At 66.7% G+C, this 14,465-nt stretch carries 14 protein-coding genes; 9 read left to right on the top strand and 5 right to left on the bottom strand.

All coding sequences use genetic code 11. The annotated features are described in order from the left end of the window. Positions 1 to 4 precede the first annotated feature (4 nt). The 5 genes from AC5Y5V_RS05710 to AC5Y5V_RS05690 are packed head-to-tail and all read right to left on the bottom strand — an operon-like array spanning position 5 to position 5,357. Positions 5 to 1,321 (bottom strand): virulence factor Mce family protein, encoded by a 1,317-nt coding sequence (locus AC5Y5V_RS05710; protein ID WP_499931821.1) that lies wholly within the window; start codon positions 1,319 to 1,321, stop codon positions 5 to 7. After that, positions 1,318 to 2,346: a virulence factor Mce family protein gene (locus AC5Y5V_RS05705; RefSeq protein ID WP_499931819.1), complete on the bottom strand. Its 1,029-nt coding sequence runs from the start codon at positions 2,344 to 2,346 to the stop codon at positions 1,318 to 1,320. Before AC5Y5V_RS05705 ends, AC5Y5V_RS05710 begins: the two co-directional genes overlap by 4 nt. A 34-nt stretch (positions 2,347 to 2,380) precedes the next feature. Then, positions 2,381 to 3,769: an MCE family protein gene (locus tag AC5Y5V_RS05700; protein ID WP_499931818.1), complete on the bottom strand. Its 1,389-nt coding sequence runs from the start codon at positions 3,767 to 3,769 to the stop codon at positions 2,381 to 2,383. A gap of 4 nt (positions 3,770 to 3,773) precedes the next feature. Next, positions 3,774 to 4,583, bottom strand: coding sequence for an ABC transporter permease (locus AC5Y5V_RS05695; RefSeq protein ID WP_499931970.1), 810 nt, complete (start codon positions 4,581 to 4,583; stop codon positions 3,774 to 3,776). A 60-nt stretch (positions 4,584 to 4,643) separates the two neighbouring features. Then, complete coding sequence (locus AC5Y5V_RS05690; RefSeq protein WP_499931968.1) at positions 4,644 to 5,357, bottom strand: MlaE family ABC transporter permease; 714 nt, start codon at positions 5,355 to 5,357, stop codon at positions 4,644 to 4,646. 458 nt (positions 5,358 to 5,815) lie between these two features. On the opposite strand from AC5Y5V_RS05690, the gene AC5Y5V_RS05685 reads away from it, so the two are divergent. The 9 genes from AC5Y5V_RS05685 (at position 5,816) to AC5Y5V_RS05645 (ending at position 14,456) form a co-directional block, all read left to right on the top strand. Beyond that, entirely contained in the window at positions 5,816 to 6,547 is a 732-nt protein-coding gene (locus AC5Y5V_RS05685; RefSeq protein WP_499931816.1) for a FadR/GntR family transcriptional regulator, read from the top strand. Positions 6,548 to 6,619: 72 nt separating this feature from the next. Beyond that, on the top strand, positions 6,620 to 7,723 hold the full coding sequence (locus AC5Y5V_RS05680) for an amidohydrolase family protein (RefSeq protein WP_499931815.1): 1,104 nt from the start codon (positions 6,620 to 6,622) through the stop codon (positions 7,721 to 7,723). Continuing rightward, on the top strand, positions 7,696 to 8,784 hold the full coding sequence (locus AC5Y5V_RS05675; protein WP_499931814.1) for a DODA-type extradiol aromatic ring-opening family dioxygenase: 1,089 nt from the start codon (positions 7,696 to 7,698) through the stop codon (positions 8,782 to 8,784). Before AC5Y5V_RS05680 ends, AC5Y5V_RS05675 begins: the two co-directional genes overlap by 28 nt. Then, on the top strand, positions 8,781 to 9,620 hold the full coding sequence (locus AC5Y5V_RS05670; protein WP_499931812.1) for an alpha/beta fold hydrolase: 840 nt from the start codon (positions 8,781 to 8,783) through the stop codon (positions 9,618 to 9,620). The genes AC5Y5V_RS05675 and AC5Y5V_RS05670 overlap by 4 nt, the downstream gene beginning before the upstream one ends. Beyond that, a complete protein-coding gene (locus AC5Y5V_RS05665) occupies positions 9,617 to 10,927 on the top strand; it encodes an aromatic ring-hydroxylating oxygenase subunit alpha (protein ID WP_499931811.1) in 1,311 nt (436 codons plus the stop codon). The genes AC5Y5V_RS05670 and AC5Y5V_RS05665 overlap by 4 nt, the downstream gene beginning before the upstream one ends. Continuing rightward, on the top strand, positions 10,924 to 11,433 hold the full coding sequence (locus AC5Y5V_RS05660; protein WP_499931809.1) for an aromatic-ring-hydroxylating dioxygenase subunit beta: 510 nt from the start codon (positions 10,924 to 10,926) through the stop codon (positions 11,431 to 11,433). Before AC5Y5V_RS05665 ends, AC5Y5V_RS05660 begins: the two co-directional genes overlap by 4 nt. Beyond that, positions 11,430 to 12,194 (top strand): SDR family NAD(P)-dependent oxidoreductase, encoded by a 765-nt coding sequence (locus AC5Y5V_RS05655; RefSeq protein ID WP_499931808.1) that lies wholly within the window; start codon positions 11,430 to 11,432, stop codon positions 12,192 to 12,194. The genes AC5Y5V_RS05660 and AC5Y5V_RS05655 overlap by 4 nt, the downstream gene beginning before the upstream one ends. A 131-nt stretch (positions 12,195 to 12,325) precedes the next feature. Continuing rightward, positions 12,326 to 12,760: an ester cyclase gene (locus AC5Y5V_RS05650; protein WP_499931807.1), complete on the top strand. Its 435-nt coding sequence runs from the start codon at positions 12,326 to 12,328 to the stop codon at positions 12,758 to 12,760. A 109-nt stretch (positions 12,761 to 12,869) separates the two neighbouring features. Then, positions 12,870 to 14,456 (top strand): long-chain-fatty-acid--CoA ligase, encoded by a 1,587-nt coding sequence (locus AC5Y5V_RS05645; protein WP_499931805.1) that lies wholly within the window; start codon positions 12,870 to 12,872, stop codon positions 14,454 to 14,456. Positions 14,457 to 14,465: the final 9 nt, after the last annotated feature.

The following is a 14,465-nucleotide window of genomic DNA, read 5'->3' as shown; positions in this document are numbered from 1 at the left end:
GCGCTCACCCTCGGCCTCCAGGCTGCTGCGGAGACGGCACCTCACCGGGCGCCGGTACGAAGACCGGTGAGGGGGTCGGCTCGGGGGTGGACCGCACGCTCGGCGGTGCCACCGCGGGCGGTCCGGGAGGCGGCCCGCCCGGTGGCGGCGCCGGCGGCTCCGGCCGGTAGGGATAGCGCGGGTCGCCGGGGTTGCCGGTGATCGCGTCGGGCAGGTTCAACCGCGGCGGGCCGCCCTGACCGGTCCGCGGGTACGGCAACGGCAACGCCGGAGTCCCGGGCTGGCCGAGTTGCGGGTCGGTGAGCTGGGAGGGCAGCAGCGTGGCCGGGTCCAGCCCGAGGTCGGAGAAGGCGGCCCCGATGAACGGCTGCACGAACTGGCCCGGCAGCAGATTCACCACGTATGCCTTGAAGAACGGGCCCGACGACACCGATTCACCGAGCGACAACACATACGTGTTGATCAGCGGGATGGCCTGCTGGATGCGTTCCTTGCGTTGTTCGACGATCGCCAGCACCCCGTTGAGCTTGTCCAGCGCCGGACGCAGCTGCTGGCGGTTCTCGGCGATGAAACCCTGCAGTTGCCGCGACACCGCCGTGATGTTCGCCCAGATCTGATTCAGGGCGGCGCTCTGCGTGCGCAGCTGAGCCAGCAGCGCGTTGGTGTCGCGCACCAGGCCCACGATCTGGTCGGTGCGCTTGGCCAGCACTCCGGTCGCCTTGGCCGCGTTGCTGAGCAGGTTGCGCAGTTGCGCGTCGCGATCATCGAGGGTTTGCGCCAGCCGCGCCACACCCTGTAGCGCATTCCGCAGGTCCGGCGGAGTCGCCGCGAAGGTTTGCGCCAAGGTGTCCAGCGATCCCGACAGCTGCTGGGTGTTCAGGCCGCTGATGGTGGTGGCCAGATCACCCAGGGCTTCGGGTAGCTGGTACGGCGAGATGGTCCGCTCGATGGGGATCGGCCCGTTGAGGTGGCCGTCACCGCGGGGTAGGACGTCAAGAATCTTGCTGCCCAGCAGGCCCTTGGTCTTGATCGACGCCTCGGTGCGATCCCCGAGTCGAATGTTCTTGGCAACCTTGAACGTAACCAGGACGCCGGGCCCGTCAAGTTCGATGCTGGACACCTTGCCCACCGGATAACCGGAGACTTCGACGCTATTACCCGTCCGCAGTCCGCCGGCGTCGGCGAAGTAGGCGGAGACTTCCTTGCCCTGGTTGAAGAAGGGCAGCTTTTGATACTGCAGGGCGGCCACCACGATCGCGCAGACGGCCAGGATGCCCACGGTGCCGACGGTGAGCCGGTTGCGCTCGGAGAAGGCTTTCATTTCGGCGCGCACCGCCCCGTGGGCTGACCGGCCAGCTTGATGTAGACCGGCTGGCCGCCCTTGCCGTTGACCTTGAGCACGACGTCGCAGAAGTAGAAGGCGAAGTAGTCGCCATAGATGCCCTGGCGGACCAGCGCGTGATACTTGTCGGGCAGCGTGTTGAGCAGGTTGTCGAGGTAGTCGTGATCGGCTACCCCGAGGGCCGCCACGCGGTCCGTCTCGTGCACCACCTTCGAAAACGGCGCACGCGCCTGCGACAGCAGGTCGGCGACCGAGCCGGCGGCGGCGTTGGTGTAGGCGACCGCGTTGGAGATGTCGGTCTTGCGTTCCGCCAGCCCGCGAATCAACTGCGAGAGCGAGACGACCGCCTTGTCCAGCCGGTCCGTCTGCCCGCCCAGCGAACCCAGCACCACATTGAGGTTGGTGATCACCTGTCCGATCAGCTGGTCCCGGTCGGCCAGGGTGTTGGTCACTGCGGCGGCCTGGCTGAGAAACGACGCGATAGTGGGACCCTGGCCCTGAAACGCCTGCAGCAACTGTCCACTCAGCGCGTTGACCTGCTCGGGGTTCAGGGCACGAAACAGCGGCTTGAAACCGCCGATCAGCGCATCCAAATCGAGCGCGGGTTGGGTGCGTGCCAACGGAATCGTCTGGCCCGCACCGAGGACCCGCAGTCCCCCGGTGCCCTCCTCGAGCGCCAGGTAGCGGTCGCCGAACAGGTTGTCGTAGCGGATCACCGCCCGGGTTCCTTCCGTGAGGGTGACGGTGTCGTCGGCGGTGAACTCGACCCGCACGGTCGCATCGGGGTTAATGGAGATGGTCTTGACTTTGCCGACCTCAACCCCGGCGATGCGGACCAGCTTGCCCTCCCGCAGGTTGGACACGTTGCTGAATACGGCGCTGTAGGTCTTGCCTTCACCGAAGCGGAGCTGCCCGAAAATGGCGACCAGTGCGAACGCGGCCAGCAGGCAAACCGCCAGGAAGACGCCGAGGCGCATCACGACGCCCCTCAGGTTTTCCCGCATCGCATCTTCTCCTGCTCGCTTGGATCGTCGTGGGTCACGGTGCCGGCGGCCCAGGTTCGGCGGGTGGCGGCGCGGCGGGCTCGCCGCCTGGCGGTGCGGCCGGGGGCACCCCTGGCCACAGCGGCACCCCGCCGGGCCCGTAGAGCGCGGCCCCGAACGGCGGTGCCCCGGGGTACGGGACCGGCCCGATCGCGGGCCCCGGGATGCACTGGCGGATCGAGGGCGGCTGGGGCAGGCCGCGGGTCACCGGGAAATAATCCGCCCAGCAGGGTTGCCCGATGCCGGGGTTGGGCCGGATGTCCAGCCCGGTCCCCCAACCCGTATTGGTGACGAGCTCGCGCACCGGGAAGTTCTTGCTGGCGTCCGGCAGCGATCCACAGCCCGGTTTCCCTCCGGGTCCGCCCTTGGCCGCCACGAGGGGCAGGTTGTCGGGAAAGACGTAAGGATCGTTGCCCAACAAGAGCGCAACGTCGAGCTGCAGAGTGCGGCCGTCGGCGCCGCCCCACGCCGCGTAGCCCCCGTTGTCCAGGTACCACTTGGTTCCCTGCAGAAAGCAGGTGTATTCCGGGCTGTACTTGTGCAGCAGGTTCGTCGTGGGCTCCAGCGTGTTGACCGCGCCGACGAGGTTGTCCCTGCTGGTGCCGAGCAGATTGGTCCCGGCGTTGGCGAAGCCGATGGCGTTGAGCAGCAACGAATCCAGCGTTTTCGAATGATTCACCACCGTGGTGCTGGTGGTGCTCGCGGCGTTGAGGATCGACAGGATGTCGCGGGCGGCCGCGTCATAGGTGTCGTTGAAGCTCTTGAAGGCGCGCCAGTCGGTGCGGATGGTTTCGCTGCGCGCGTTGAGCGCCTGCAGGACTTCATTGAGGCCGGTGGTCGCCTCACCCATGCGTTGACCTTGGCCGCGTACGCCGTCGGCCACCGCGGTCAGCACCGCGTTCAACTTGACCGGATCGATCATCTTCAGCAGGTCGACGACGTTTTGGAAGACGGTGTTGATCTCCGTGCTGACATTCCTCGAACGCAGTACCGTGCCCGCGGCCAGCCTTGCGCGACTCGGCTGCTCCGGATAGATGAGTTCGACGAACTTGGCGCCGAACGCGGTGGTGGCACTGATTTGCGCTTCCACATTGGCCGGGATGTAGCGGATCTGGTCGGGGTCGATCTCGAGCGTCAGACCGGCCCTGTTGCGGGCATCGCTGATCGAGCCCACCCGGCCGACCTGCACGCCACGCATCTCGACCTTGGCCCCGGACTCCATCACCAGGCCGGCACGATCCGCGGTAAGGGTCACCGGCACAAAGGATCTGAAGGTGCCGGCGAATGCTGTCGTCGTGACGAACAAGAACACGAGAACCGCCACCAACAGGATCACCGTCCACCAGGCGGTGGGGATTCGGTGTTGTCCGGAGCCGCGTTTCATATCGCTAGCCCGCCAGATGGAAGTTGCCGGACTGGCCGTAGACGGCGAGGGTGATCATCACGATCTCGACGGCCGCGACCACCATCGAGGTACGCACCGCCCGGCCGACCGCTTCACCCACCCCGGCCGGCCCGCCGTGCGCCGTGTAGCCGTAATAGGTGTGCACCAGCATCACCACGATCGTGATCGCCACCACCTGATAGAACGACCAGATGATGTCGCGCGGACTCAGGAATGTATTGAAGTAGTGGTCGTAGACGCCCGAGCCCTGACCGTAGATCGCGGTTGTGCCGGCGCGAGATGCCAAGAATGCCATCATGATTGCGACGCAGTAGAGCGGTATCACCACGACGATGCCGGCCACGACGCGGGTGGACGCCAGGTAACTGACGCTGCGAATGCCGATCACCTCGAGCGCGTCGATCTCCTCGTTGATGCGCATCGCCCCCATCTGGGCGGTCGCACCCGCGCCGATGGTGGCCGACAATGCGACGGACGCGGTTCCGGGGACGATGAGCCGAACGTTGAAATACGCCGAGGCAAACCCGGTTAGTGCCTCGATGCCGACCGAGGCCAACTGGTTGTAGCCCTGAACGGCCACCAGGGCGCCGGTCGTCATGGTCAGGAAGCCGACGATCACGACGGTGCCGCCGATCATCGCCAGTGCCGCTGCGCCCAAACCCATCTGGGCGATCAGTCGCAACAGCTCGCCGCGGTAGTTGACCACCGCGTCGGGAATCGAACCGAGTGTGCCGGCGTAGAACCGCATTTGGGAGCCCACGCGATTCCACTCGTGTCCGGCCGCGTCTGCCATGCGCCGCAGACGTGGGTGCAGGCTGGCGGGAAGGCTCGCGGTGTGCGTCATCGGTTCACCTCACGTCACCGTGAACTGGATGCCGACGGCCGTCACGATGACGTTGATCGCGAACAGCACCATGAAGGTGAACACCACGGTCTCGTTGACCGCGTTGCCAACGCCGGCGGGGCCGCCGCCGACCGAGATGCCCATGTAGCAGGCGATAAGGCCCGCGGCCATCCCGAACAGCGTTGCCTTGACCAGGGACACGATGACGTCGGCCAGGCCGGTCAGCGTCGTCAGGCCGGTCACGAACGCGCCCGCCGAGACGTGCTGAACATAGACGGTGAAGAAGAAGGCACCGCTCAGTCCCACCACCGTCACCGCCGATTCCAGCGCCAACGCCACCGTGGTGGCCGCCAGCACCCGCGGCACCACCAGCGCCTGGATGGGATTGATGCCCATGACGCGCAGCGCGTCGAGCTCCTCCCGAATCGTGCGCGCACCCAGGTCCGCACACATCGCGGTGGAACCCGCGCCGGAGACCACCAGCACCGTGACGATCGGGGCGATCTGGTTCACGGTGCCTATTGCCGCGCCGGTGCCGGAAAAATCCCCGGCGCCGATCTCAGTCAGCAGAATGTTGAAAATGAACGTGAGGATCACCGAATACGGCAGTGTCATCATCACCGCCGGCAGCATCGACACCCGCGCCACGAACCAGCTTTGAAGCAGGTACTCGCGCCATGCCAGCGGCGGCTTGAACATGAGCACGAAGGTGTCCAGCGACATCGCGAAGAGGCCCCCGACCGCTCGGACGGGTTTGGTGAGCGCATACGTGGTCACGATCGGCGCCCCCGGCACGCACAGGCCTCTGGCATGGTCGAACGCTATCGGGGCACGCACCGCGGTGACTGCTCCACCAAGAGGGATAATGAGTACCTCAAGAGGGTCATTTCGGCTGCGAACGACGCCTACCGCGTGTTTGCTGTGCACGTGGGAAATGTGCCGTGAGCACTGATTGCGATGCCCTTGTCCAAAGCGTTTGGCGCCGCTCAAGTTTCGCGTCTCATGCAGATCACGGTGCCGAATACGTTGCCAGGGAGCGTATTTGCGGTGACGGCAGCATAGGCGAAGACGTAAGCCCCAAGCAGTCGCAATTGCTGCCGGTGGCCGTCGCGCGGCCTACCGGCATGTCACGGGCGGCGCGGTAGGCTGCTCAACCAGCGGCGAATCGAAGGAGGCTGCGCGTGGCACGTCGCGAGCAGGCGCTCCGGTCGTCGCGGGCGGAGCGTGTGGCCGCCGATCTGGAACACGAGATCCTCAGCGCCCGCCTGCCGGTGGGTGCACATTTGGGACGCCGCTCGGAGATCATGGACCGGTTCGGCATCAGTCCGACGGTGATGAATGAAACGCTGCGAATCCTGCGCGACCGGGATCTGGTCACGGTCCGGCCCGGGCCGGGCGGTGGGATCACCGTGGCGAGCGCGCCGCCACAGGTCCGGGTCGGGGCCCTGGATCTGTGGTTTCAGCCGTCCACCCCGCACCCGCTGGACCTGTTTGAAGCCCGGCTCTACCTCGAGTTCGGCCTGACGAAGGCGGCGTTCGAACGCGCTACGGCTGACGACATCACCGCGATGCGGGCCGCCATGGTTACGCTGCGAGCCAGCACCGATGCGGCGCAGTTCTTCGACGCGGTGCTCGCGTTTCACGGTGTCGTCGCAGCCGCTGCCCACATCCCCGTGCTCGAGGGCATGCACCAGCTCGTCGTGACCAGTATCAAGGCCGTCCTGACCCGGGTGGTCTTCGTCCCCGAGCACCAGTCCCTGTTGGCGAGCAGCCTCGACGTCCACGACGACATCGTCGCCGCCATCGCGCTGCACGATCAGGCGTCCTTCGTCGACGCCATCAACCGTCACGATCGAGACCTGATCCGCATCGAAGACCCCGACCGCACGCCCAACACTCCGCAGCATCCCTGACCCGGCTCTGGCCGGTCCACGCGTTCTTGGAGCGGCGTTGACCGACGCCCGGGAGAATTATGCATACACATCTTGAATTATGCATCCACAATAACTTACCCTCGGTGCAACGCCGTCTCACCGTCACGCGGAGCCATCATCATCAACGCGCAGCCACCCGCCCGCCCCGCCCTGATCGACGGCCTCGTCGATGTCCACACGCACGCCGTCGACGTCGCGCTACCGGACCTGAGCCGCGCCTACCCGGACGACGAGTGGCCCAGCCTGGAGCGCATCGGTGACACGGCGGCACACCTGCTGTTCGGCGGGCAGCGCTACCGGCGTATCGATCACCGGTGCTGGTCCCCGGAGGCCCGGCTCGCGGACATGGACCGGACGGGCGTTGGGATGCAGGTGCTTTCGCCGATCCCGGTCACTTTCTGCTATCGCGCTTCGGCCGCCGGCGCGGCCGAACTGGCGACCGCGCAGAACGAGTTCTTCGCGCGGATCACCCGCGAGCACCCGACCCGCTTCGCCGCGTTGGGCGCCGTCGCCCTGCAGGACCCCGATCGCGCCGTCGAGGAGATGCGCCGGTGCATGCGCGACCCGGGATTCTGCGGCGTCGAGATCGGCTGCCGGGCAGGTGATCTCGAACTCACCGACCCGGCGCTGGACCGGTTCTTCGCCGTCGCACACGAACTCGACGCGCTGATCCTGGTTCATCCCAGCGACCAGGACATACCGCCGCGGGTAACGGGGCTCGGACTGGGCTTCGGCGCTGGGATGCCGATCGAGACTGCGCTCGCGGCCGCGGCGCTGCTGGCCGGCGGTGCGCTCGCGCGCCGCCCGCAAACGCGAATCTGCCTGGCGCACGGCGGAGGTGCCCTCCCCGCGCTGATCGGCCGGCTCGACAAGTCAGCCGTGCTGGGCGGCATGCGCACCGACTCACCCGAGCTGCCAAGCCGGCTGGCCCGACGGCTGTGGTGCGACTGTCTGACATACAGCCGACCGGCCCTGGCCGCGTCGGTGCAGGTCTTCGGCCGTGACCACGTCGTGTTCGGGTCCGACTACCCCTTCGCGGCGATGCCCGAACCGCTGGACGACATCGTCGCGGACCTACCCGAGGACCTGCGCCGCAGGATCTGCCGCACCAATTTCTCAGGAGCATCATGGCGCACCACAAAGCCCGTTTCCTAGGCCTCGGCCTCACCCACTACCCGCTGCTGGCCGGCACCGACGAGCACATGGCGGACCTGTTGCGCTGGACGCTGGCCGATCCGGACATTCCCGACGAGGCCAAGGACCCGGCCAACTGGTCGGCGTCGATGCGTGCCGAGTGGGGCCCCGACGGCGGCGTGGCAACCGCCGCGCATCACCGTAATCTACTGGTGGAAAACCTTTCTCGATGCCGCGAGGCCCTCGACGAGTTCCGCCCGGACGTCGTGGTGGTATGGGGCGACGACCAGTACGAGAACTTCCGTGAAGAGGTCGTCCCGCCGTTCTGCGTGCTCGCCTACGGCGACGTGCCCGTCCGCCCCTTCGAGCTGATGACCCGCCGTGGCAGCCCGAATGCCTGGGGACTGCCCGACGACACCACCATCACCCTGCACGGCGACGCAGCAGGCGCCCGCCGGTTGGCCAACGATCTGATCGGCCGCGGATTCGACATCGCCTACTCCTACCAGAAGCGCAGCGAGGCACCGTTTCCGCACGCCATCGTCAACACCCAGCTGTTCCTCGACTATCCCGACGCCGGCGCACGCTTCGACTACCGGCTGATCCCCATCACCGTCAACTGCTACGGGCAGCATGCGATCGCCCGGCGCGGCGGCCTGGCGCGCTTCGCCGACATCGCGCACGAACGCCTCGATCCGGTCGGGCCGACGCCCGCGCGCTGCTTCGCCCTCGGCGGCGCTGTCGCACAAGCGTTCCGCGACACCGACCTGCGTGTCGCGCTGGTGGCGTCGTCCAGCTGGTCGCATGCCTTTCTCACCGACAAGACCTGGCACATCACCCCCGACACCGACGCCGACCGGCGGCTGTATCGGCTCTTCTTGGACCGCGACTACGCGACGTGGCAGGCCACCCCCAGCCGCGACATCGTCGACTCCGGCCAGCACGAGATGCTGAACTGGTTCTGCCTCACCGGTGCGGTCGACGAACTCGGCCTGGATCTGGACTGGTCGGAGCTCGTCACCACGGATGTCTTCAACTCCAACAAGTGCTTCGCCGTATTCAAGGAAGGATCCCCGCGATGACGACATCGACCGCGCCCGAAATCGACTTGGCGACCAGAACACTCGATGCGAACGGCATCCGCACCAGCTACCTCGAGGCCGGCGCGGGCGACCCCGTCCTGATGCTGCACGGCTCCGGGCCCGGCGTGTCCGCGCTGGCCAACTGGCAGCGCAACATACCGGCGCTGGCGCAACGGTTCCACGTGCTCGCCCCGGACATCGTCGGCTTCGGCGGCACGGAACGCCGCGAGACGATCACCTACTCGCTGCGCACCTGGGCGGACCATGTGTGGGCCTTCCTGGACGCGCATGGCATCGAGAGAACCGCGATCGTCGGCAACTCGCTGGGCGGCCGCATCGCGCTGCAACTGGCCACCGACTCCCCCGAACGCATCAGCAGGATGGTGCTGATGGGCACTCCCGGGGTCGGCATGACACCCACCGAAGGCCTTGCCGCGCTGCGCGCCTACGAGCCATCACTCGAGGCGATGGGCCGCCTGCTGCGCGACTACTTCGCCGTCGACCCGGCCATGATCACCGACGAACTCGTCGAAATCCGCTATCGGGCAAGCATCGCCGAGGGCGCCTACGACGCGTACCGGGCCATGTTCTTCGACCCTCGGCACGCCGGATCCAGGCTGGATATCACCGAGGACGAGGTGCGCGCCATCGCCACGCCGACGCTGCTCGTGCACGGCCGCGAAGACAGAGTGGTGCCGCTACAGGCCTCGGTCACGATGCTCGGTCTGCTGCCGCGCGCCGACCTTCACGTGTTCAGCGCCTGCGGGCACTGGACCCAGATCGAGCGCGCGGACGAATTCTCCGCCCTGGTCGCCGACTACCTGGCCCGCTCATGAGCACCGACCTGGAACCGGGCCCGGTAGCGGCGACCCAAGGCGCGAGCGGGATGCCGATGGTCGTCGAAGAACCAGCGGCCCAGCGGTTTCGGGTGCACCGCTCGGCGATGACGTCCCCCGAGGTGCACCGGGCCGAGGTCGAGCGAATCTTTGCCAAGTCGTGGCTCTATGTCGGCCACGAATCGGAGATCCCGAACCCGGGCGACTTCGTCCGCCGGCCCGTCGGCGGACGGCCGATATTCATGGTCCGCGGCGCGAAGACCGGCAACGTCAACGTCTTCCATAACACCTGCACGCATCGCGGCGCCTTGGTGTGTCGTCAGGACTCGGGCAATTCCAAGGTTTTCCAGTGCTTCTACCACGCGTGGACGTTCGATTCCGAGGGCCGGCTCAAGGGGGTGCCGGACCGCGATGCCTATGCCGGCGGGCTCAACTTCGACGAGCTGGGCCTCAGACGGGTCGCGCGGGTGGAATCCTACCGGGGCTTCGTCTTTGCCAGCTTCGACCCCGCCATCGTCGACCTGCCGACCTATCTGGCCGGCGCCAAAGACTACATCGATCTTGTCGTGGACGGCTGCGGCGGCTCGGTCGAGATAGTCCGCGGCACAAACCAATACGGATTTGCCGCTAACTGGAAGCTGCTGGTGGAGAACAGCTTCGACGGCTATCACGCCGAGTCGACGCACGACACCTACTTCAAGTACCTGGTGTCGATCGGGACCGACCTGCGCGGAGGCGTCAGCGGCAAGGCCCTCGACCTGGGCAACGGACACGCCGTGATCGAATACAGCTCACCGTGGGGGCGTCCGGTCGCCAAGTGGGAGCCGCTGTTCGGCGAGCACGCCCGCACCGAAATCGACCGGATGCGTGCGGATCTGGTGTCCCGGCATGGCGAGCGTCGGGCACACGCGATGACCGAGGTGAACCGCAACATGCTGATCTACCCGAACCTGATCATCAACGACATCATGTCGGTGACGGTGCGCACCTTCTATCCGCCCGCACCCGACTCGGTCGATGTCACCGCGTGGGCCCTGGGTCCCGTCGGCGAGCTGGCCTCCCTGCGCCGGCGCCGTCTCGACAGCTTCCTGACCTTCCTGGGCCCCGGCGGCTTCGCCACCCCCGACGACCTCGAAGCGCTGGAGTCCTGCCAGCAGGGTTTCGCCAGCGGCGGTGTGGAATGGAACGACATCTCGCGCGGCATGGGTCGCCCACCGATGGCCAACGACGAAGAACAGATGCGGGTATTCTGGCGAAACTGGCAGCGGCAGATGGGTTCCGCCGCGGACCTGGCGAGTGTCCAGTGACCGCCGCTGACCGGTGCGCGTCGCCGCAGCAGGCCTCCCTGCGTCACGCGGTCGAAGAATTTCTCTACGCCGAGGCCGCACTGCTCGACACGTGGGCACTCGACGAATGGCTGGCACTTTTCGACGACGACGCCAAGTACGAGGTGCCGTGCAACGACGCACCCGACGGCGATCCCGCCCACGACCTGATGCTCATCGACGACGACCACGTGCGACTGACGGCGCGGGTGGCCCGGCTCGGCAGCCGCCGCGCCCACCGCGAGTACCCGCACTCGCGAACCAACCACCAGGTGTTCAACGTGCGGGTAAGCGGGATCGCCGACGAAATCTCGGTGGTGGCGTCGTTTACGGTGTGGCGGTTTCGGGCGGGGCGGTCCAGCACATACGTCGGCCGGTACCGTTACCGGCTGCGCCATCGCGACGGCGGCTTCCGCATCGCCGTCAAGCGCGTGGAACTGGACATGACCGACCTGCGTTCGGTCGGCGACGTAGCGATCATCCTGTGAACGGCGCACTGCGCGGGCGCACCGCGATCGTCACCGGCGCCGCCTCGGGCATCGGCCTGGGCATAACCAAGCGGCTCATCGCCGACGGCGCGGCGGTTTTCGTCGCGGTCCGCGACAAGGAAGACCTGCCGCTTGTGGCTGACCGTGCGGACATCGCCGGCGGCTTCGTCGGTGAACTCCATCAGCCCGGCGCGGCCGACGATCTGACCGCCGCGTCCGTCGAAACCCTCGGCCACGTCGACGTTCTGGTCAACAACGCCGGCGGCGGCGTGATCCGGCCCACCCTCGAGCACACGGAGGAGACGCTGCGGGCCACCGTCGACAACAATCTGTGGACCACGATCTACTGCGTGCGGGCAATCCTGCCGCACATGGTGTCCCGGGCCCACGGCCGGATCGTCAACATCGGCGCCGACTCGGTGCGCACCGGCCTCGTCGATCACGCGATGTACAACGCCGCGAAGGGCGGGGTGCACGCGATGGTCACCGGCATCGCCCGTGAATTCGCCGAATCCGGCATCACCGCCAACACCGTGGCGCCGTGCTACGTGCGCACACCGGAACTGACTGACTTGCTCGAATCCGGCCGAGCGCCAACGCGTCTGCGCCAGGTCGTCGAGCAGGCGACGACGATCGTCCCGATGGGACGCCCAGGCGATCCCGCCGAGGTCGCCGCGGCGGTCGCCTTCCTCGCCGGCGACGACAGCCGATTCATCACCGGGCAAACGATCTACGTGAACGGCGGCGCCAGCATGGCCTGATGGACCGGCGGCCTGAAGACCTCGCGCACCGGATAACCCCGCAAAACCTCCCGTTAGGGGGACGAACACCCTCGGCAGCGGTATTAGCGTAGGTGCCGCGCCGAAGCCCGCCCGTTGAAAGGACGCTTGCCATGACCGCCGCGACCACCGACCTCGCCGGTTACCCGGCACGCTATTTCGCCGCATGGAACCAGCGCGACCTGCCCACCGCGCTGGCCGCGATCTCACCGGTGGTGCGCTGGGAGGACCCGTCGCTGCCCGAGCCGATCACCGACCATCAACAGGCCGGCGGCTTCTTCACCGCCGCTTGGACGGGCTTCCCCGATCTGGCCTTTCACGCCGTCGGCCAGCCGCTCGTCGACGACGCCAATCGCCGCGTGTCGCAGGAGTGGCGGATGATCGGCACCCACACCGGCGAAGGATTCCCACCGGGGGTCGCACCTACCGGGCGACGGTTCGACGTTCCCGGGCTGGACGTGTGGCAGGTGGACGACGACGGTCGCGCGGTCTCCGTGCACGCCTACTGGAACGTCGGCACGCTGCTGGCCCAACTCGGCCTGGCCTGAACCAGGCAGCCTCATACTCCGACCTTCTGAATCCGCGACGTCGGTCGCCGCGTTTCCTGCGCCGGGTATTGCTCCACCCACAGCCCCGAGGTATGGTCTGACCATTATCATGGATAACGAAACGCATTCGGCGGTCACCTCCGGGATCCGTTCCTTACCCGACATGGCCCGGACCTGGTCGGCGAAGAGACCACGCAAGGCCGCACTGATCGACGCCTGTCGGGTCATCACCTACGCCCAACTCGACGACCGGTCGAACCGGATCGCCAACGCCCTGGTCGCCACAGGCATACTGCGCGGCTCGAATGTTGGCTTCCTGGGCAAGAACTCCGCGGCGTTCTTCGAGATCTGGGTCGGCCTCAATAAGGCGGGGTGTGCGCTTGCACCGCTGAACTGGCGCTGCGCGCCGGCAGAGATCGCCCAAGTTGTACAGGACGGCCGCATCGAACTCATCTTCGTCGGACGAGACTTCAGCGATCTGACACAGCAACTACGCGATGCGTCAGAGATCGACATGGCTGTCATCTTCGAAGACGAGATAGACCAGTGGTTTTCGCGTGCATCCGGCGTCGACCCCGCCATCGCCCTTCCCGACGGAGATACTTCCCTGCTGGCCTACACGTCGGGCACCACGGCCGCACCGAAGGGGGTGCCCGTCTCGCACGGCGCGTTGATGGAGTGGTTCTCCGCAGCGGCCGCGGAGCCGGCGGTGGACTGGACCTCGGATGACATCGGCCTGATGGTCATGCCGAACTTCCATCTCGCCGGGACCCTGGTGTCCTTACCCGCGCTGTATCACGGTGCGGCCTTGGTGATCCTGCCCGCTTTCGAGCCCGCGGCGTTCGTCGCCGCTGTAGCCGCGCTGCGGCCGACCGTGACCTGCTTGGTGCCCACGGCGATCCAGATGTTGCTGGACTACACGGTGGGACAACCCGGCGACTTTTCGTCGTTGCGCCGGATCCTCTATGCCGGTTCGCCAATCGGTCAGCACATCTTGAACCGAGCACTCGAGGTGTTTGATTGTGATTTCGTTCAGTTCTACGGAACCACCGAGACCTTCATCATCACCGTGCTCGCGCCCGGCCAACACCGGACGAGTGATCCCGAGCTACTGAAGTCTTGTGGAAAGCCAATGCCGACAGTCGACCTCCGGATCGTGAACACCGACGGACACACCCTGCCCTGCGGCGTGCCTGGCGAAGTTCTGGTGCGCTCACCATGGATGTTCAACGGTTACTGGAACAGGCCCGACGAGACCGCCGCCGCTATCGTCGAAGGCTGGTATCACACAGGCGATCTTGGTACTCGCGACGAACACGGCAACATCTTCCTGGTCGACCGCGCCAAAGACATGATCGTCAGTGGTGGCGAGAACGTCTACTCAGCCGAGGTCGAACGCGCGTTGGCGGCACACCCGTCGGTCGAATCGGTCGCCGTGATCGGTGTCCCCGACGAGAGATGGGGAGAACGCGTCGTGGCCTTCGTCGTGCCCCGCCCGAATGCATCGATCGACATCTCGGAGCTGGTAGCGCACTGTCGGCGCCTGATAGCCGGATACAAGGTTCCCAAGGAGATTCACCTAGCCGATGCGCTGCCACAGACCGCCAGCGGAAAGGTGCAAAAGGCGCTGCTGCGCCAGCGGATTCAGCCGACGCTGGGCCGGCACCGCGGGCAATCACACCTCCCGACAAGTTGAAGGAGTCAT

This window comes from Mycobacterium sp. NGS68 (assembly GCF_059812195.1).
This window is presented reverse-complemented; position numbering and strand designations above follow the sequence as displayed.